12 protein-coding genes are annotated in these 12,419 nt (G+C 71.5%); 10 read left to right on the top strand and 2 right to left on the bottom strand.

All coding sequences use genetic code 11. The annotated features are described in order from the left end of the window. Positions 1 to 46: 46 nt before the first annotated feature. Positions 47 to 871, top strand: a complete 825-nt coding sequence (locus tag ACFYQ6_RS31115) for an oxidoreductase (protein WP_356744359.1) — start codon at positions 47 to 49, stop codon at positions 869 to 871. A gap of 420 nt (positions 872 to 1,291) precedes the next feature. Here the strand turns inward: ACFYQ6_RS31115 and ACFYQ6_RS31110 are convergent, their stop codons facing one another. Continuing rightward, on the bottom strand, positions 1,292 to 2,131 hold the full coding sequence (locus tag ACFYQ6_RS31110) for an HAD-IB family hydrolase (RefSeq protein ID WP_361579648.1): 840 nt from the start codon (positions 2,129 to 2,131) through the stop codon (positions 1,292 to 1,294). A 497-nt stretch (positions 2,132 to 2,628) separates the two neighbouring features. On the opposite strand from ACFYQ6_RS31110, the gene ssd reads away from it, so the two are divergent. From ssd to ACFYQ6_RS31075, 7 genes are all read left to right on the top strand, one after another. Continuing rightward, the gene (gene ssd, locus ACFYQ6_RS31105; protein WP_388766142.1) at positions 2,629 to 3,771 is read left to right on the top strand and encodes a septum site-determining protein Ssd; all 1,143 of its coding nucleotides are present in this window, start codon (positions 2,629 to 2,631) and stop codon (positions 3,769 to 3,771) included. Further along, positions 3,768 to 4,916, top strand: a complete 1,149-nt coding sequence (locus ACFYQ6_RS31100) for a TadA family conjugal transfer-associated ATPase (RefSeq protein WP_388766140.1) — start codon at positions 3,768 to 3,770, stop codon at positions 4,914 to 4,916. The genes ssd and ACFYQ6_RS31100 overlap by 4 nt, the downstream gene beginning before the upstream one ends. A gap of 44 nt (positions 4,917 to 4,960) precedes the next feature. Beyond that, entirely contained in the window at positions 4,961 to 5,782 is an 822-nt protein-coding gene (locus tag ACFYQ6_RS31095; RefSeq protein WP_388766269.1) for a type II secretion system F family protein, read from the top strand. Beyond that, positions 5,779 to 6,591 (top strand): type II secretion system F family protein, encoded by an 813-nt coding sequence (locus ACFYQ6_RS31090; protein WP_361579644.1) that lies wholly within the window; start codon positions 5,779 to 5,781, stop codon positions 6,589 to 6,591. Before ACFYQ6_RS31095 ends, ACFYQ6_RS31090 begins: the two co-directional genes overlap by 4 nt. Positions 6,592 to 6,906: 315 nt before the next feature. After that, a complete protein-coding gene (locus ACFYQ6_RS31085) occupies positions 6,907 to 7,128 on the top strand; it encodes a DUF4244 domain-containing protein (RefSeq protein ID WP_388766267.1) in 222 nt (73 codons plus the stop codon). Continuing rightward, positions 7,115 to 7,519: a TadE family type IV pilus minor pilin gene (locus tag ACFYQ6_RS31080; protein WP_388766137.1), complete on the top strand. Its 405-nt coding sequence runs from the start codon at positions 7,115 to 7,117 to the stop codon at positions 7,517 to 7,519. Before ACFYQ6_RS31085 ends, ACFYQ6_RS31080 begins: the two co-directional genes overlap by 14 nt. Beyond that, positions 7,411 to 8,286 carry an Rv3654c family TadE-like protein gene (locus tag ACFYQ6_RS31075; protein WP_388766135.1) on the top strand — a complete coding sequence of 292 codons (876 nt, stop codon included), beginning with the start codon at positions 7,411 to 7,413 and terminating at the stop codon, positions 8,284 to 8,286. The genes ACFYQ6_RS31080 and ACFYQ6_RS31075 overlap by 109 nt, the downstream gene beginning before the upstream one ends. Here the strand turns inward: ACFYQ6_RS31075 and ACFYQ6_RS31070 are convergent. After that, positions 8,228 to 10,717: a DEAD/DEAH box helicase gene (locus ACFYQ6_RS31070; RefSeq protein ID WP_388766133.1), complete on the bottom strand. Its 2,490-nt coding sequence runs from the start codon at positions 10,715 to 10,717 to the stop codon at positions 8,228 to 8,230. The genes ACFYQ6_RS31075 and ACFYQ6_RS31070 overlap by 59 nt on opposite strands. Positions 10,718 to 10,796: 79 nt before the next feature. Here ACFYQ6_RS31070 and ACFYQ6_RS31065 point away from each other — a divergent pair, with 79 nt between their 5' ends. Together ACFYQ6_RS31065 and ACFYQ6_RS31060 are read left to right on the top strand one after the other, a co-directional pair. Beyond that, the gene (locus ACFYQ6_RS31065) at positions 10,797 to 11,150 is read left to right on the top strand and encodes an STAS domain-containing protein (protein WP_003967428.1); all 354 of its coding nucleotides are present in this window, start codon (positions 10,797 to 10,799) and stop codon (positions 11,148 to 11,150) included. Positions 11,151 to 11,355: 205 nt separating this feature from the next. Beyond that, the gene (locus tag ACFYQ6_RS31060; protein WP_361579636.1) at positions 11,356 to 11,799 is read left to right on the top strand and encodes an ATP-binding protein; all 444 of its coding nucleotides are present in this window, start codon (positions 11,356 to 11,358) and stop codon (positions 11,797 to 11,799) included. Positions 11,800 to 12,419: the final 620 nt, after the last annotated feature.

Here is a 12,419-nt window from a genome sequence, read left to right as displayed (position 1 = left end):
CACTCGTGGGCTGCATTCGTGCGCCGGACGCGTAGCCTCCCTACTTATGAGTACGACTTCCTCGGACCCGCTGGCCGCCCTCGGTGCTTTGCCCGGAGTCGGCGACGCGGTGGACTCCGTACGCAAGGCTGTGGACCGGGTCTACGGCCACCGGGTCATGCGGCGGCGCAGTAATGAGGTCACCGCGGAGGCTGCCCTGCGCGGAGCCAGGGGTTCGGCGGCGCTCTCGGGCGCCGACTGGAACCTCGAGGAGGTGCGCAGGCGCACGGACTTCAGCGGTGACGGTGAGGCTCGCACCGTGGGTGCCGCGCTGCGGCTCACCGCTGAAGCGGGTCAGCTGCTCTCCATCTGGCGTCAGTCGCCGCTTCGTGTTCTGGCTCGACTGCACCTCGTGGCGGCAGGCGGGGTGACTCCGGACGATGCGGTCGGCCGGCCTCGGCTGGCCGGTGAGCGCGTCGACGAGCCGCTGATCGAAGCGCCTCTCCCGAGTGCCGACGAGGTGTCCGGGCGGCTCGAAGGGTTGTCGCGGCTGATCATCGACGGCAGCGCGGCGCCCGCGCTGGTCATGGCTGCCGTCGTGCACGGCGAGCTTCTGGCGCTGCGGCCCTTCGGGTCGCACAACGGCCTGGTCGCCCGGACCGCCGAGCGGGTCGTGCTGATCGGCAGTGGCCTCGACCCCAAGTCGATCTGTCCTGCCGAGGTCGGGCATGCCGAGCAGGGCCGAGCCGCGTACGTGGCGGCGTTCGAGGGCTATCTCTCGGGGAGTCCGGAGGGTATGGCTGCGTGGATCGCCCACTGCGGGCGCTCGGTGGAGCTAGGAGTCAGGGAGTCCACGGCGGTGTGCGAGGCGCTGCAGCGCGGCGCGGCTTGAGGCGGAAGCGCCCCGAGGGCACTCGACCGGACCCGGAAAGGGTTGCGGCGGTACCGTTTCCGGTACCGCCGCTGGCATGTCCGCCCAGTTACCAAGCGTCCTCGATATGTGCCCATCAGGCCGGGGTCGTTGCCCGTCACCTGGTGCGGCTGGCCCGTAATCGACGGGTCGACGTCGCGTGGGTGCTCGGCTTCCATGCTCGGTCCGTGGGGCCATCTGTGCGTGAAAAGGTGATCCTCTCGGATGTCCTTGGTCTCGCGGGCCGTTGACTCCTTTGTACTCCTGGTCAGGGGGGAGTGGAAGCCCTGGCCGCACTTCTTTACTTTTCGGTTCAAACGATACTTATTCGGGCATCGGGATAGGCGGTGCCGACCACGGCTCCCTGCGCCTGTCCATGGAGAAGAGCCCCTGTGACGTCTCTCAGAGGGCGGCCGCTGCGGAGCGGCGACGGTTGGCGTACCAGACCAGCCCCGCTGTCACGGCAGCCGCACCCACCGCTGCTGCCGCCACCAGCGCCGGTCGTGGCGGCATGGAGAACGTGGGCAGGCGCTGCTTGAGCCGCACCGGCCGGTCGAAGACGAGAATCGGCCAGTCGCGGAGCGTCGCCTCGCGACGCAGCGTGCGGTCCGGATTGACGGCATGCGGATGGCCCACCGCCTCCAGCATCGGCACATCGGTGATCGAGTCGCTGTACGCGTAACAACGCGAGAGGTCGTAGCCCTCCGACTCGGCAAGAGCCTTGACGGCCTCCGCCTTGGTTGGCCCGTAGGCGTAGTACTCGATCTCGCCCGTGAAGCAGCCGTCGTCGCCGATGACCATCCTGGTCGCGACGACCCGGTCGGCACCGAGCAGCTCTCCGATGGGTTCGACGACTTCGGCGCCGGAGGTCGAGACGATGACCACGTCGCGCCCGGCTGTGTGATGCTCCTCGATGAGGGTTGCGGCCTCGTCGTAGATGATCGGGTCGATCAGGTCGTGCAGGGTCTCGGCGACGAGCTCCCTGACCTGCTGGACGTTCCAGCCCTTGCAGAGCGCTGAGAGGTATTGACGCATCCGCTCCATCTGGTCGTGATCGGCGCCCCCGGCAAGGAACACGAACTGTGTGTACGCGGTGCGCAGTACGGCGCGGCGGTTGATCAGCCCGCCCTGGTAGAAGGACTTACTGAACGTGAGCGTCGACGACTTCGCAATGACCGTCTTGTCCAGGTCGAAGAAGGCTGCTGTACGCGGCGAGAAGCGATTTTCCACAAAGGTGAGCATAGGGGCCCGCCATTCGGCGTAAAGTCCGGTGGGTGGGTTTGCCTGAGAAGGCGCTCGGGTACACCATGGAAGTCACGGATCGTTCGCGACCGTGCTAACCCGGTCCGACTCCTCCCCCCCCGAGTCGGCCGTGGGGACGACCCCCGCTCTCCCCCCCGGCGGGGGTCGTCGCATGTCCGGACGCATTCCGGCCGCAGCGCCAGGCCTGTGTCAGCCTCGCTGCCCCACTCTCTCCCGTTTCTGCGGTGGACTCCCTCGATCATGGCTCGTGACGGTGCGTAGCGGAAGGGCTGCGCTCCGAATGTCCCCTGTACGAGCTACCGAGATATTCACATTGCTGCGGTTGTCCACAGCATTTGAGCAAGATCCACATGTTTTTCCGAGGCGTTGCATGTTGATTCCGCCCGTGAAGTCCGCGGGTTCCGGAATCGCGCATCTCGGATCGGTCCGAGGCGGCCGCGAAACCGCACTGAAGGGACAGCGAGAAGGGGGCGGAGATGGTGGCTGGATCTTTCGCGGACGTAGGTCTGCCGGGCGCCGATCGGCTGTGTGGCGGCCCGATGATCGTGACCGAGGACGCGGATCTGCTCGACGATCTGCTCAGACTGTGCGCGGCCGCCGGGGCGGTGCCCGAGGTGCATCACGGGCTGCCTGAGGAGAAGGGCCGCTGGGAGCGGGCCCCGCTGATCCTCGTGGGTGACGATGCGGCCCGGCGATGTCTCGGGGCGTCCAGGCGAGGTGGGCTCATGCTCGTCGGAAGGGGCGGGGCCGACGCGGACGTGTGGCGACGTGCCGTCGAGATCGGGGCCGAGCATGTGCTGAGGCTGCCGGATTCCGAAGGATGGCTGGTGGACCAGATCGCCAATGCGGCCGAAGGCGTGGGCGGGCCGGCGCTTACCGTGGGCGTGGTGGGAGGGCGCGGTGGATCCGGCGCATCCACGCTGGCCTGCGCGCTTGCGGTGACGGCGGCCAGGTCGGGCAGACGGACCATGCTGATCGACGGGGATCCCCTGGGCGGCGGCATCGACGTTCTGCTCGGAGGAGAGGAAGCCGAAGGTCTGCGGTGGCCGGATTTCGCCCGTTCCAAAGGGCGGCTGGGCGGCGGGGCGCTGGAGGAGTCCTTGCCCGCGCTGCATGGTCTGCGAGTTCTCAGCTGGGGCCGGGGTGACGAGGTGGCCGTCCCTCCGCAGGCCATGCAGTCGGTACTGGCCGCAGCGCGTCGGCTCGGCGGAGTGGTCGTGGTGGACCTGCCGCGCCGGTTCGACGACAGCACGGCGGAAGCGCTGGCACAGCTCGACGTCGGGCTGCTGGTCGTGCCCGGCGAGCTGAGGGCGGTCGCGGCGGCCCGGAGGGTGGCGGCGGCAGCCGGTGTGGTCCTGGGCGACCTGCGGGTCGTGGCACGGGGTCCCTACACGGCGGGTCTGGACGAACAGTGGGTGGCCCAGGCGCTGGGCTTGCCTCTCGTGGGTGATCTGCCGCGGGAGCCGGGGCTGTCCTCGGCCCAGGACGATGGTGAGCCGCCGGGCAGCAACCCTCGTGGTGTTCTGGCCCGCTTCTGCAAGGAGTTCTGGGGCCGGGTGGATGTGCCTGACCGCCTCGAGGGCATCCATGCCCGGCAGTCCGGCGGAGGAAGGTCATGACCGACGCACTGCTCGACGCGGTGCGGCAGCGGCTGGCCAGAAGCGGTGCCGCGCCGACTCCTGCCGGGGTGGCAGCCGCACTGAGGGAGCAGGGCCGCCTGCTCGGCGACACCGAAGTGCTCGGCGCGGCGAAGGAACTGCGGGGCGAACTGGTCGGCACGGGCGTGCTCGAGCGGCTGCTGGCCGATCCGGCGGTGACCGATGTCCTGGTGTCCGCCCCCGACCGGGTATGGGTGGACCGGGGCGCGGGTCTCGAGCTGACCCGGGTCACGTTCCCGGATGCGATGGCGGTACGCAGGCTGGCTCAGAGGCTCGCGGCGGTTGCGGGTCGGCGGCTCGACGATGCCCGGCCGTGGGTGGACGCGCGGCTGCCCGACGGGACGCGCATGCACGCCGTCCTGCCGCCGGTGGCCGTGGGCTCGACGTGTCTTTCGCTGCGCGTGGTGCGGCCCAAGGCCTTCACGTTGGCCGAGCTCGTCCGGGCCGGGACGTTGCCGCCCGGCGGTGACCACCTGCTCAGGGCGCTGGTGCAGGCCCGGGTGTCGTACCTCATCAGTGGGGGAACGGGTGCGGGAAAGACGACGCTGCTGTCGAGTCTGCTGGGCGCGGTGGGCGAGCGGGAGCGCATCGTGCTCGCCGAGGACTCCGCTGAACTGCGACCGGATCACCCCCATGTGGTGCGTCTCGAGTCGCGCCCTGCCAATCAGGAAGGCGCGGGCAGGGTGACCCTGCGGGACCTCGTGCGCCAGGCCCTGCGCATGCGTCCCGACCGGCTGGTGGTGGGTGAGGTGCGGGGCGCTGAAGTGACGGAGCTGCTGGCCGCCCTGAACACCGGACACGAAGGCGGTTGCGGCACAGTCCATGCCAATGCCGCGGAGCACGTCCCTGCCCGCCTGGAGGCTCTGGGGACGGCTGCGGGGCTCGATCGGGCGGCTGTGCACAGTCAGTTGGCCGCCGCGCTCTCCGTGGTGATTCACCTCGTGCGGGACACAGATGGGCGGCGGCGACTTTCCGAAGTCCATGTGCTCGAGCGGGACTCGGCAGGTCTGGTGGTCACCGTGCCGGCTCTGCGATGGGGTGCGGAGGGATTCGTGCCGGAGCGGGGCTGGGGACACCTCGGGTCGCTGATCGGGCAGCAGTCGTGAGCGCGGCGACGCCCGGCGCGCTGGTGCCGGCGTCGGCATGGGTGATGGCGGTCTGCGCCGGAGTGGCCGCCGGTATCGCTGTGGCGAGGGAGCCGGGAGCACGGCGGGCACGCGCGCTGACGGCGAGGGGGCGGGCGGAGCTTCCTCGATCGGCGGGACGGGCACGACTCCGCGCGCTCTGTCTTGAGCGGAAGGAATGGCTCTGCGCCCCTGTGGCGGCTCTTCTTGCCGCTGTCGGGGAATCGGTGCTGCCGTTGTTCGCGGGAGCCGTGGCGGTTCCGCTGGTGCGGCGCTGGATACGGCGTAGGGCGCGGCAGCGTGAGCGCGAGCGCGTTGCCGACGGGGTGACGGCTCTCTGCGCTGCTGTGGTGGGTGAGCTGCGGGCCGGTCACGAGCCTGGACAGGCTCTGCTCACCGCCGGGCGTCACGCCGGGGCGCTGGGCGCTGCCGAGTCCGCGGTGCTGGCGGCAGCTCGCTTCGGCGGGGACGTACCAGGAGCCCTGCTCCAGGCAGCGTCCAGGCCCGGCTGCGAAGGACTCGCGGGGGTGGCAGCCTGCTGGCGGGTGGCAGTGGACGGCGGCGCCGGCCTCGCGGCCGGTCTGACCCGTCTGGAGTCCGCGTTGCGGGCCGAGCGGCGCCGGAGGGGGGAGCTCCGCGCCCAACTGGCCGGTGCCTGGTCGACCGTTGTGGTGCTGGCGTTGCTGCCGGCGGTGGGGCTGGGGCTCGGAGCGGCTCTCGGAGCGGACCCGCTCGGAGTGCTGCTGCACACCCCGGGCGGACTCGTCTGCCTGCTGGCGGGAGGACTGCTGGAGGCTGCTGGGCTGTTCTGGGCATCGCGGATCGTGCGGTCGGGGGAGGCCGGATGAACGGGATGCCGGACCCGGGCGAGCAGTTGGGGATGGTGGGCGCGGCCGGCGCTGTACTCGGCACGGCCGTGTATCTCACTCTCGTGTGGAACGTGCGACGGCACGAGCGGGTCATACGGCGGCGCGCGGCGCGGCTGTCCGGGTCCCGCTCCCTCGAGCCTCGTCCGGAGTGGCCGGCCATGCGGAGGCCAGGTCTGGGCCGTGCCCGGAGGTGGGGGCCGCCCCTGGCCGCCGGGGCGGCCGGCTGGATCCTCGTCGGTGGATCCGCGGGCTGGGCGGCCGGCCTGGCCGCGGCGTACGGGGTGTGGCGGTGGCAACGCTCCGGAAAGCGCAGCGGAGCGGGTGAACGGGAAGCGGAAGCCGCTCTCGTCGTCCGGCAGTTGCCGCTGGTCGCGGATCTGCTGGCTGCCTGTGTCTCGGCGGGTGCCGGACCGCGGGACGCGGCGGAGGCGGTCGGAGAGTCGGTGGGCGGTCCGGTCGGTGACCAGCTCGCCCGCACGGCGGCGGAGATCCGGCTGGGAGGAGAACCGGCCGATGCATGGGGCCGGTTCGGTGAGATACCGGGTGCCGCACCCCTGGCCCGCTGTCTGGAGCGGGCCGGCTCGACGGGGGCGCCGGCGGCCGAGCCTGTTTCCGCGTTGGCCGACGAGATGCGGGCCGAGCGGGCGAGCGCGGCGACAGCGCGAGCCCAACGGGCCGGGGTGTTGATCACCGCACCGGTCGGGCTCTGCTTCTTGCCTGCCTTTCTGGCGGTAGGCGTGGCCCCGGTCGTGATCGGCCTGGCGACCGGCTTGTTGCAGAACCGCTGAACGAAGCGGCTGAGGCGGTTCCCTGCCCGGCAGTCGTCGGCGGACGCCCCTCGGCCGCTGCCGGCGCCCGCCGATGGGTGCTTGCCGGCCCGTGTCCGGCGCATGTCCCGCTGCGGTGTCCGGCCGGGCGGGTTCCCGGACGTCGCGTCCCAGCCCGTCGGTGTCCCGGCCGTGGCAGGCCCGGCCGGCCGGTGGCCACCTGTGCCACAGCTGAGCGGAGCCAGGGCGGGCGCGGGGCGGCGGCAGATTCCGAAATGCAGTTCCGAATCGATGATCGAGACGAAGAAACGTGGGGTCGTGATGGGTGCGAAAGTCATGGGACGGATGCTGGCTACGGCACGTCTGGTCTGGGAGGACAGGTTCAGGCGGCGTATCGGGCGTGGAGCCCTGGACCGGGGTATGACGACGTCCGAGTACGCGGTGGGCACCATCGCTGCCTGTGCGTTCGCGGCGGTGCTCTACAAGGTGGTGACCAGCGGTGCCGTGCTCTCGGCGCTGCAATCGCTGATCAAGGATGCCCTCGATGCGAAATTCTGAGGCTCTGCGGGATGCCGAGGCCTCGCGGGAGGAACGGGGCCGGCGCGGCGACCGGGGGGCGGTGGCCGCGGAGGCTGCGATGGCCCTTCCCGTGCTGGTCGCCTTCGTCCTGGCCCTCGTCTGGGCTCTGGTGGCCGCGGCGGACCAGATCCGCTGTGTGGACGCCGCACGGGCGGGGGCGCGGGCCGCGGCCCGGTCGGAGCCGGAGGCCATGGTCAGGGCCGCGGCGAGGGAAGCGGCGCCGACCAGGGCCGAGGTGGCTGTGGAGCGGGTGGGCGAGCTGTGGCGGGTACGGGTCGAGACACCGACGCCGGGGCCCGGCCCGCTGGCCCTGACGCTGGCCGCCGAGGCGGTCGCGCTGGCCGAGGACACGGTGGGGGCGGCGCCTTGATCGCGACGCGACGCGGACGGGTGACCGACGACCAAGGGCTGGCGACGGTCTGGGTGGCCGTCACCACGGCGACACTCTGCGCGGTGTTCGGGGTGGTGCTGGCTCTCGGCCAGGCCGTGTCTGCCCGCCACCAGGCGGGCGGGGCGGCGGACCTGGCGGCGCTCGCGGCTGCCGACCGGGCGCTCCGCGGCACAGAGGCGGCATGCGGGACGGCGAGCGAGGTTGCCAGAGCCCAGGGTGCGGAAGTCGTCCGGTGCGCGATTCAGGGGGAGATCGCCGATGTGACCGCCCGCGTGCGCTTCGGCCCGTACGCGCCGGAGGTGCGATCGAGAGCGGGGCCTCCAGACGCCGAGGCCCCGGGCTTGCCCCGTTCCGCGACGTCGGCGGTCACCCGGGCGGGGCCGGTGCCGGGCCTGCCCCCTTTCGCGACACTGGCGCTCACCCGGTCGGGGCCGGAGCCGGGTCTGCCCCGTTCCGCGACACGGCGTCCACGCGGGCGGGGCCGGTGCCGGGCCTGCCCCGTTCCGCGATACCGGCGTCCACGCGGGCGGGGCCCGTGCCGGGTCTGGCCGGTTCCGCGACACCGGCGGTCACCCGGGCGGGGCCGGTGCCGGGCCTGCCCCGTTCCGCGATACCGGCGTCCACGCGGGCGGGGCCAGCTCGGGCGGACACCGGCCCGTACCGGGGTCCCGGCGCGGTCAGGTGAGCTCAGCGTTTCTCCCCGTCCGGAGGGCCAACTTCCTCCGGTGTGGTGGGTGCGGTCCTGAGGAGCTCGGTCAGGAGGCGTACGGCGCCCCGTTTGTGCAGCGGCTCGTTGCCGTTTCCGCACTTGGGGGACTGGATGCAGGACGGGCAGCCCGCGTCGCACTCGCAGGACGCGATGGCCTGACGCGTAGCGGTGAGCCAGCTACGTGCCGTGTGGAAGGCGCGTTCGGCGAATCCCGCGCCGCCGGGGTGGCCGTCGTAGACGAACACCGTGGGAAGGAGTGTGTCCGGGTGCAGCGGGACGGAGACGCCGCCGATGTCCCAGCGGTCGCACGTGGCGAAGAGGGGCAGCATGCCGATGGAGGCGTGTTCGGCTGCGTGCAGCGCTCCACCGAGGATCTCGGGGCTGATCCGGGCGGCATCGAGCTGGTCCTCGGTGACCGTCCACCACACGGCCCGGGTGCGCAGGGTGCGGGGCGGCAGGTCGAGCTTGGTCTCACCCAGGACCTCTCCGGTGATCAGCCTGCGGCGGAGGAAGGAGACGACCTGGTTGGTGACCTCCACGGAACCGAAACAGAGCCGCCCATCACCCCAGGGGATCTCGGTGTCCGTCTCCAGGACGGCGATGGCGGTCGTGTCGCGGGCATTGGTCGAGTAGGGAGGTACGGCTTCCTCGACCAGAGCCACCGAGTCCTCCAGATCCAGTCGGCGCACCAGATAGGTCCTGCCCTGATGGAGGTGGACGGCGCCTTCGTGGACGGCGGTGTGCGCGGCGGATTCGTCGACGGTGCCCAGCAGCCGGCCGGTTCCCTCCTCGACGATCTGCACCGGACGGCCGCCCCCTCCGCGGATGTCGGTGAGGTCGGCGGCGCGTTCCCGGCGGGTCCAGTGCCAGCCGGTCGTTCGCCTGCGCAGCAGCTTCGCGGCCTCCAGTTGCGGCAGCAGCTCGGGGACCGCGGGGCCGAAGAGCGCGATGTCGGCCTCGGTCAGCGGGAGTTCCGCGGCCGCGGCACACAGGTGCGGAGCGAGTACGTACGGGTTGTCGGGGTCCAGGACCGTGGACTCCACCGGTTGCTGGAACAGCGCCTCGGGATGGTGGACGAGGAAGGTGTCCAGCGGATCGTCGCGGGCCACCAGTACGGCCAGGGCGCCCTGGCCGGCGCGTCCGGCACGGCCCGCCTGCTGCCAGAGGGAGGCACGGGTGCCGGGATAGCCGGAGATGATGACGGCGTCCAGGCCGGAGACGTCGATGCCGAGTTCGAGGGCGGTCGTCGCGGCGAGGCCGAGCAGGTCGCCGGAGTGCAGGGCCCGTTCCAGGGCCCGGCGCTCCTCGGGCAGATAGCCGCCCCGGTAGGCCGCGACCCTCCCGGGAAGGGAGCGGTCCACCTCGGCCAGCCGTTCCTTCGCGATGACGGAGATGAGCTCGGCGCCGCGCCGGGAGCGTACGAAGGCGACCGAACGGATGCCCTGCAGGGTCAGGTCGGTCAGGAGATCGGCTGTCTCGGCCGTCGCGGTACGGCGAACGGGAGCCCCCTTCTCGCCGTGCAGATCGGTCAGCGGCGGCTCCCAGAGTGCGAAGACCATCTCGCCCCGGGGCGAGGCGTCGTCGGAGACCTCTCTGACGGGCAGGCCGGTGAGCCGTCCCGCGGCGACCGAGGGCTGTGCCGCGGTGGCGGAGGCGAGGAGGAAGACGGGGTCGGAGCCGTAGCGCGCGCACAGGCGGCGCAGCCGGCGCAGCACCTGGGCGACATGGGAGCCGAAGACGCCCCGGTAGGTGTGGCACTCGTCGATCACCACGAAGCGCAGCGAGCGGAGGAAAGAGGCCCAGCGAGGGTGGGAGGGAAGTATGCCCCGGTGCAGCATGTCGGGGTTGGTCAGGACGTAGTTGGCGTACTGGCGCACCCATTCGCGTTCTTCGACCGGCGTGTCGCCGTCGTAGACCGCAGGCCGCACCGCGGCGCCCAGGGGTGCCGCCAGCGCCTTCACAGCGCGGCGCTGGTCCGCAGCGAGGGCCTTGGTCGGCGCGAGGTACAGAGCGGTCGTGCCGCGGCCGTTCGGGGCCTGCGAACCGTCCACGAGGGCGCTCAGGACCGGTGCGAGGTAGGCGAGCGACTTGCCGGACGCCGTGCCGGTGGCGATCACGACGGACTCGCCGTCCAAGGCGTGCTCCGCCGCCGTGGCCTGGTGCGTCCACGGATGGTCGATCCCGGCCCGGGCAATTGCCGAGATCACCTCCGGCCGGATGCGGTCCGGCCAGGTGGCATGGGTTCCCGCACGCGGGGGCAAGTGCTCCGTATGAGTGATGCGCGCTGCCCGGCCCGCCGCTGCGGCGAGCCGGTCGAGAACCACCGTGGGAGAGGGGCGCGAGCCCGCGTTCTCAGGTGGTCGACTGGGGCGGTGATTCTTGGCCATCGGCACCGAGTGTGTCACTGGCGTGACGGACAATGGTCCCAAGGCGTCGTGCATGGCTGCTGGTAAGTGATTGAATGCCATCGCGGCTGGCGATCCGTCCCCTGGCCTCCGTCGGGGAGACCGAGGGGCGACCGCTCGATAGCAAGGTGCTGGAGGATCCGTGGACCTGTCCCTGTCGACTCGCAATGTGTCCGGCCCTGGTGGCGACCGTACGGTCGTCGAGGTCGGTGGCGAGATTGATGTGTATACCGCGCCCAAGCTGCGCGAGCAGTTGGTCGAGTTGGTGAATGACGGCAGCTACCACCTGGTTGTCGACATGGAAGGCGTCGACTTCCTCGACTCCACCGGCCTCGGCGTGCTCGTGGGCGGCTTGAAGCGTGTGCGGGCCCATGAGGGCTCGCTGCGACTGGTTTGCAACCAGGAGCGCATTCTCAAGATCTTCCGGATCACAGGTCTGACCAAGGTGTTTCCCATCCACACCACGGTCGACGAGGCTGTCGCGGCAACCGACTGACGGTCGGGGTACGCCGGTCCTTCCAGGGCCGGCAGGCACGCTGTGACAGGCCGGCAGGCGGCAGCTAGACAGCCGTCATGAGCAGGCGGTCGGCCCTTGTGGTCGGCTGCCGGCTTCGTCGGTTTCGGAGGGAATGAGAGCAGGGGTACCGGGCGCCACGCCCGGGCCCCTGAGATGCACGTCCGTACGTTTGAGGGGGATGGCCATGCCAACCGTTGAACTCCGCTTCAGCGCTCAGCCCGAACACGTCAGGACGGCCCGCCTCGTGGCAGCCGCCGTGGCACGCCGGGCAGGCGTCGATGAGGCGGTGCTCGACGAAGTCAGACTCGCGGTCGGCGAGGCATGCAGTCGTGCCGTCGGACTGCACAGGAGCCACGACATCGCTGCTCCGGTCACGGTCGTGCTGACCGAGGAGGAGAAAGCGTTCTCCATCGAGGTGGGGGACGGGCTTCTCGCTTCGGGAAGCGACCCGTCGCGGCCTGGCGCGGCCGGTGGCGCGGGTCCGGACGAGGCCGAAGCGGACAGCGAGGACGAGATGGGCCTCGCGGTCATCAGCGGTCTGGTCGACGACGTGGAGGTCCTCACGGGGGCCGAAGGCGGAGTGATCCGCATGACCTGGCCCACGGCCTCGGCCGCGGTACTTCCCTGAGCTTTCCGGTTGTCCTGCCGAGCAGCGGATGGGCCGGGCGATCAGCCGATCAGCCGAACGACTCCCCGAGGGTTTTTCGGCCGCACCGGGCAGCGCGACACGCAGCGCTGTCTCAGCCTCACCGCGGCTGGTGCCGGCCCTGAGCGGTACGCCGCCCTTGCCTCACCGCGGCTGGTGCCGCAGCCCTGAGCGGTGCGCCTCTGTTGCCGCTTTGCGCCACCCTTGCCACGTCGGCACGTGCTGTGCGATGGGCACCGCTGTCCGCCAACGCCTGCGGCGCGCCCTCTCGGGCGCGTTGTTTCCTTCCTGCTTGCCCCCGGAGCCCGTCATCCTGGGTGCCTCGCGCTGAGAAGGCTCGGTGCCGTCCCGGGGAGCCCCGTCGCCGATCACGGCGGCCTGGCACCTGAAATCGCCGGTGGTTCGCGCGCGCCTGCCTCGTGCCCCGCCAACCGCCACCCGTGCCCGCGTAGCTCCACCCGCCGCGTACGGCGTCTCGCCCCGCACGGCGTACCTCGGCCCCGCACGGCGTACCTCGGCCCCGCGCGGCGTACCTCGGCCCCGCGCGGCGTACCTCGGCCCCGTACTGCGTACCTCGGCCCCGTACGGCATACCCTGGCGCG

The sequence above is a fragment of the Streptomyces sp. NPDC005494 genome (assembly GCF_042872025.1).
Taxonomy (GTDB): Bacteria; Actinomycetota; Actinomycetes; order Streptomycetales; family Streptomycetaceae; genus Streptomyces.
The sequence above is the reverse complement of the archived record's forward strand: the minus strand, read 5'-3'. Positions and strand labels throughout refer to the sequence as shown.

What these genes read in the sequence shown, in the direction of transcription:
- ACFYQ6_RS31115 (WP_356744359.1), top strand. Translation starts at nt 47, where the DNA reads ATGAGTACGACTTCCTCGGACCCGCTGGCCGCCCTCGGTGCTTTGCCC.
- ACFYQ6_RS31110 (WP_361579648.1), bottom strand. Translation starts at nt 2,131, where the DNA reads ATGCTCACCTTTGTGGAAAATCGCTTCTCGCCGCGTACAGCAGCCTTC.
- ssd (WP_388766142.1), top strand. Translation starts at nt 2,629, where the DNA reads ATGGTGGCTGGATCTTTCGCGGACGTAGGTCTGCCGGGCGCCGATCGG.
- ACFYQ6_RS31100 (WP_388766140.1), top strand. Translation starts at nt 3,768, where the DNA reads ATGACCGACGCACTGCTCGACGCGGTGCGGCAGCGGCTGGCCAGAAGC.
- ACFYQ6_RS31095 (WP_388766269.1), top strand. Translation starts at nt 4,961, where the DNA reads ATGGCGGTCTGCGCCGGAGTGGCCGCCGGTATCGCTGTGGCGAGGGAG.
- ACFYQ6_RS31090 (WP_361579644.1), top strand. Translation starts at nt 5,779, where the DNA reads ATGAACGGGATGCCGGACCCGGGCGAGCAGTTGGGGATGGTGGGCGCG.
- ACFYQ6_RS31085 (WP_388766267.1), top strand. Translation starts at nt 6,907, where the DNA reads ATGGGACGGATGCTGGCTACGGCACGTCTGGTCTGGGAGGACAGGTTC.
- ACFYQ6_RS31080 (WP_388766137.1), top strand. Translation starts at nt 7,115, where the DNA reads ATGCGAAATTCTGAGGCTCTGCGGGATGCCGAGGCCTCGCGGGAGGAA.
- ACFYQ6_RS31070 (WP_388766133.1), bottom strand. Translation starts at nt 10,717, where the DNA reads ATGGCATTCAATCACTTACCAGCAGCCATGCACGACGCCTTGGGACCA.
- ACFYQ6_RS31060 (WP_361579636.1), top strand. Translation starts at nt 11,356, where the DNA reads ATGCCAACCGTTGAACTCCGCTTCAGCGCTCAGCCCGAACACGTCAGG.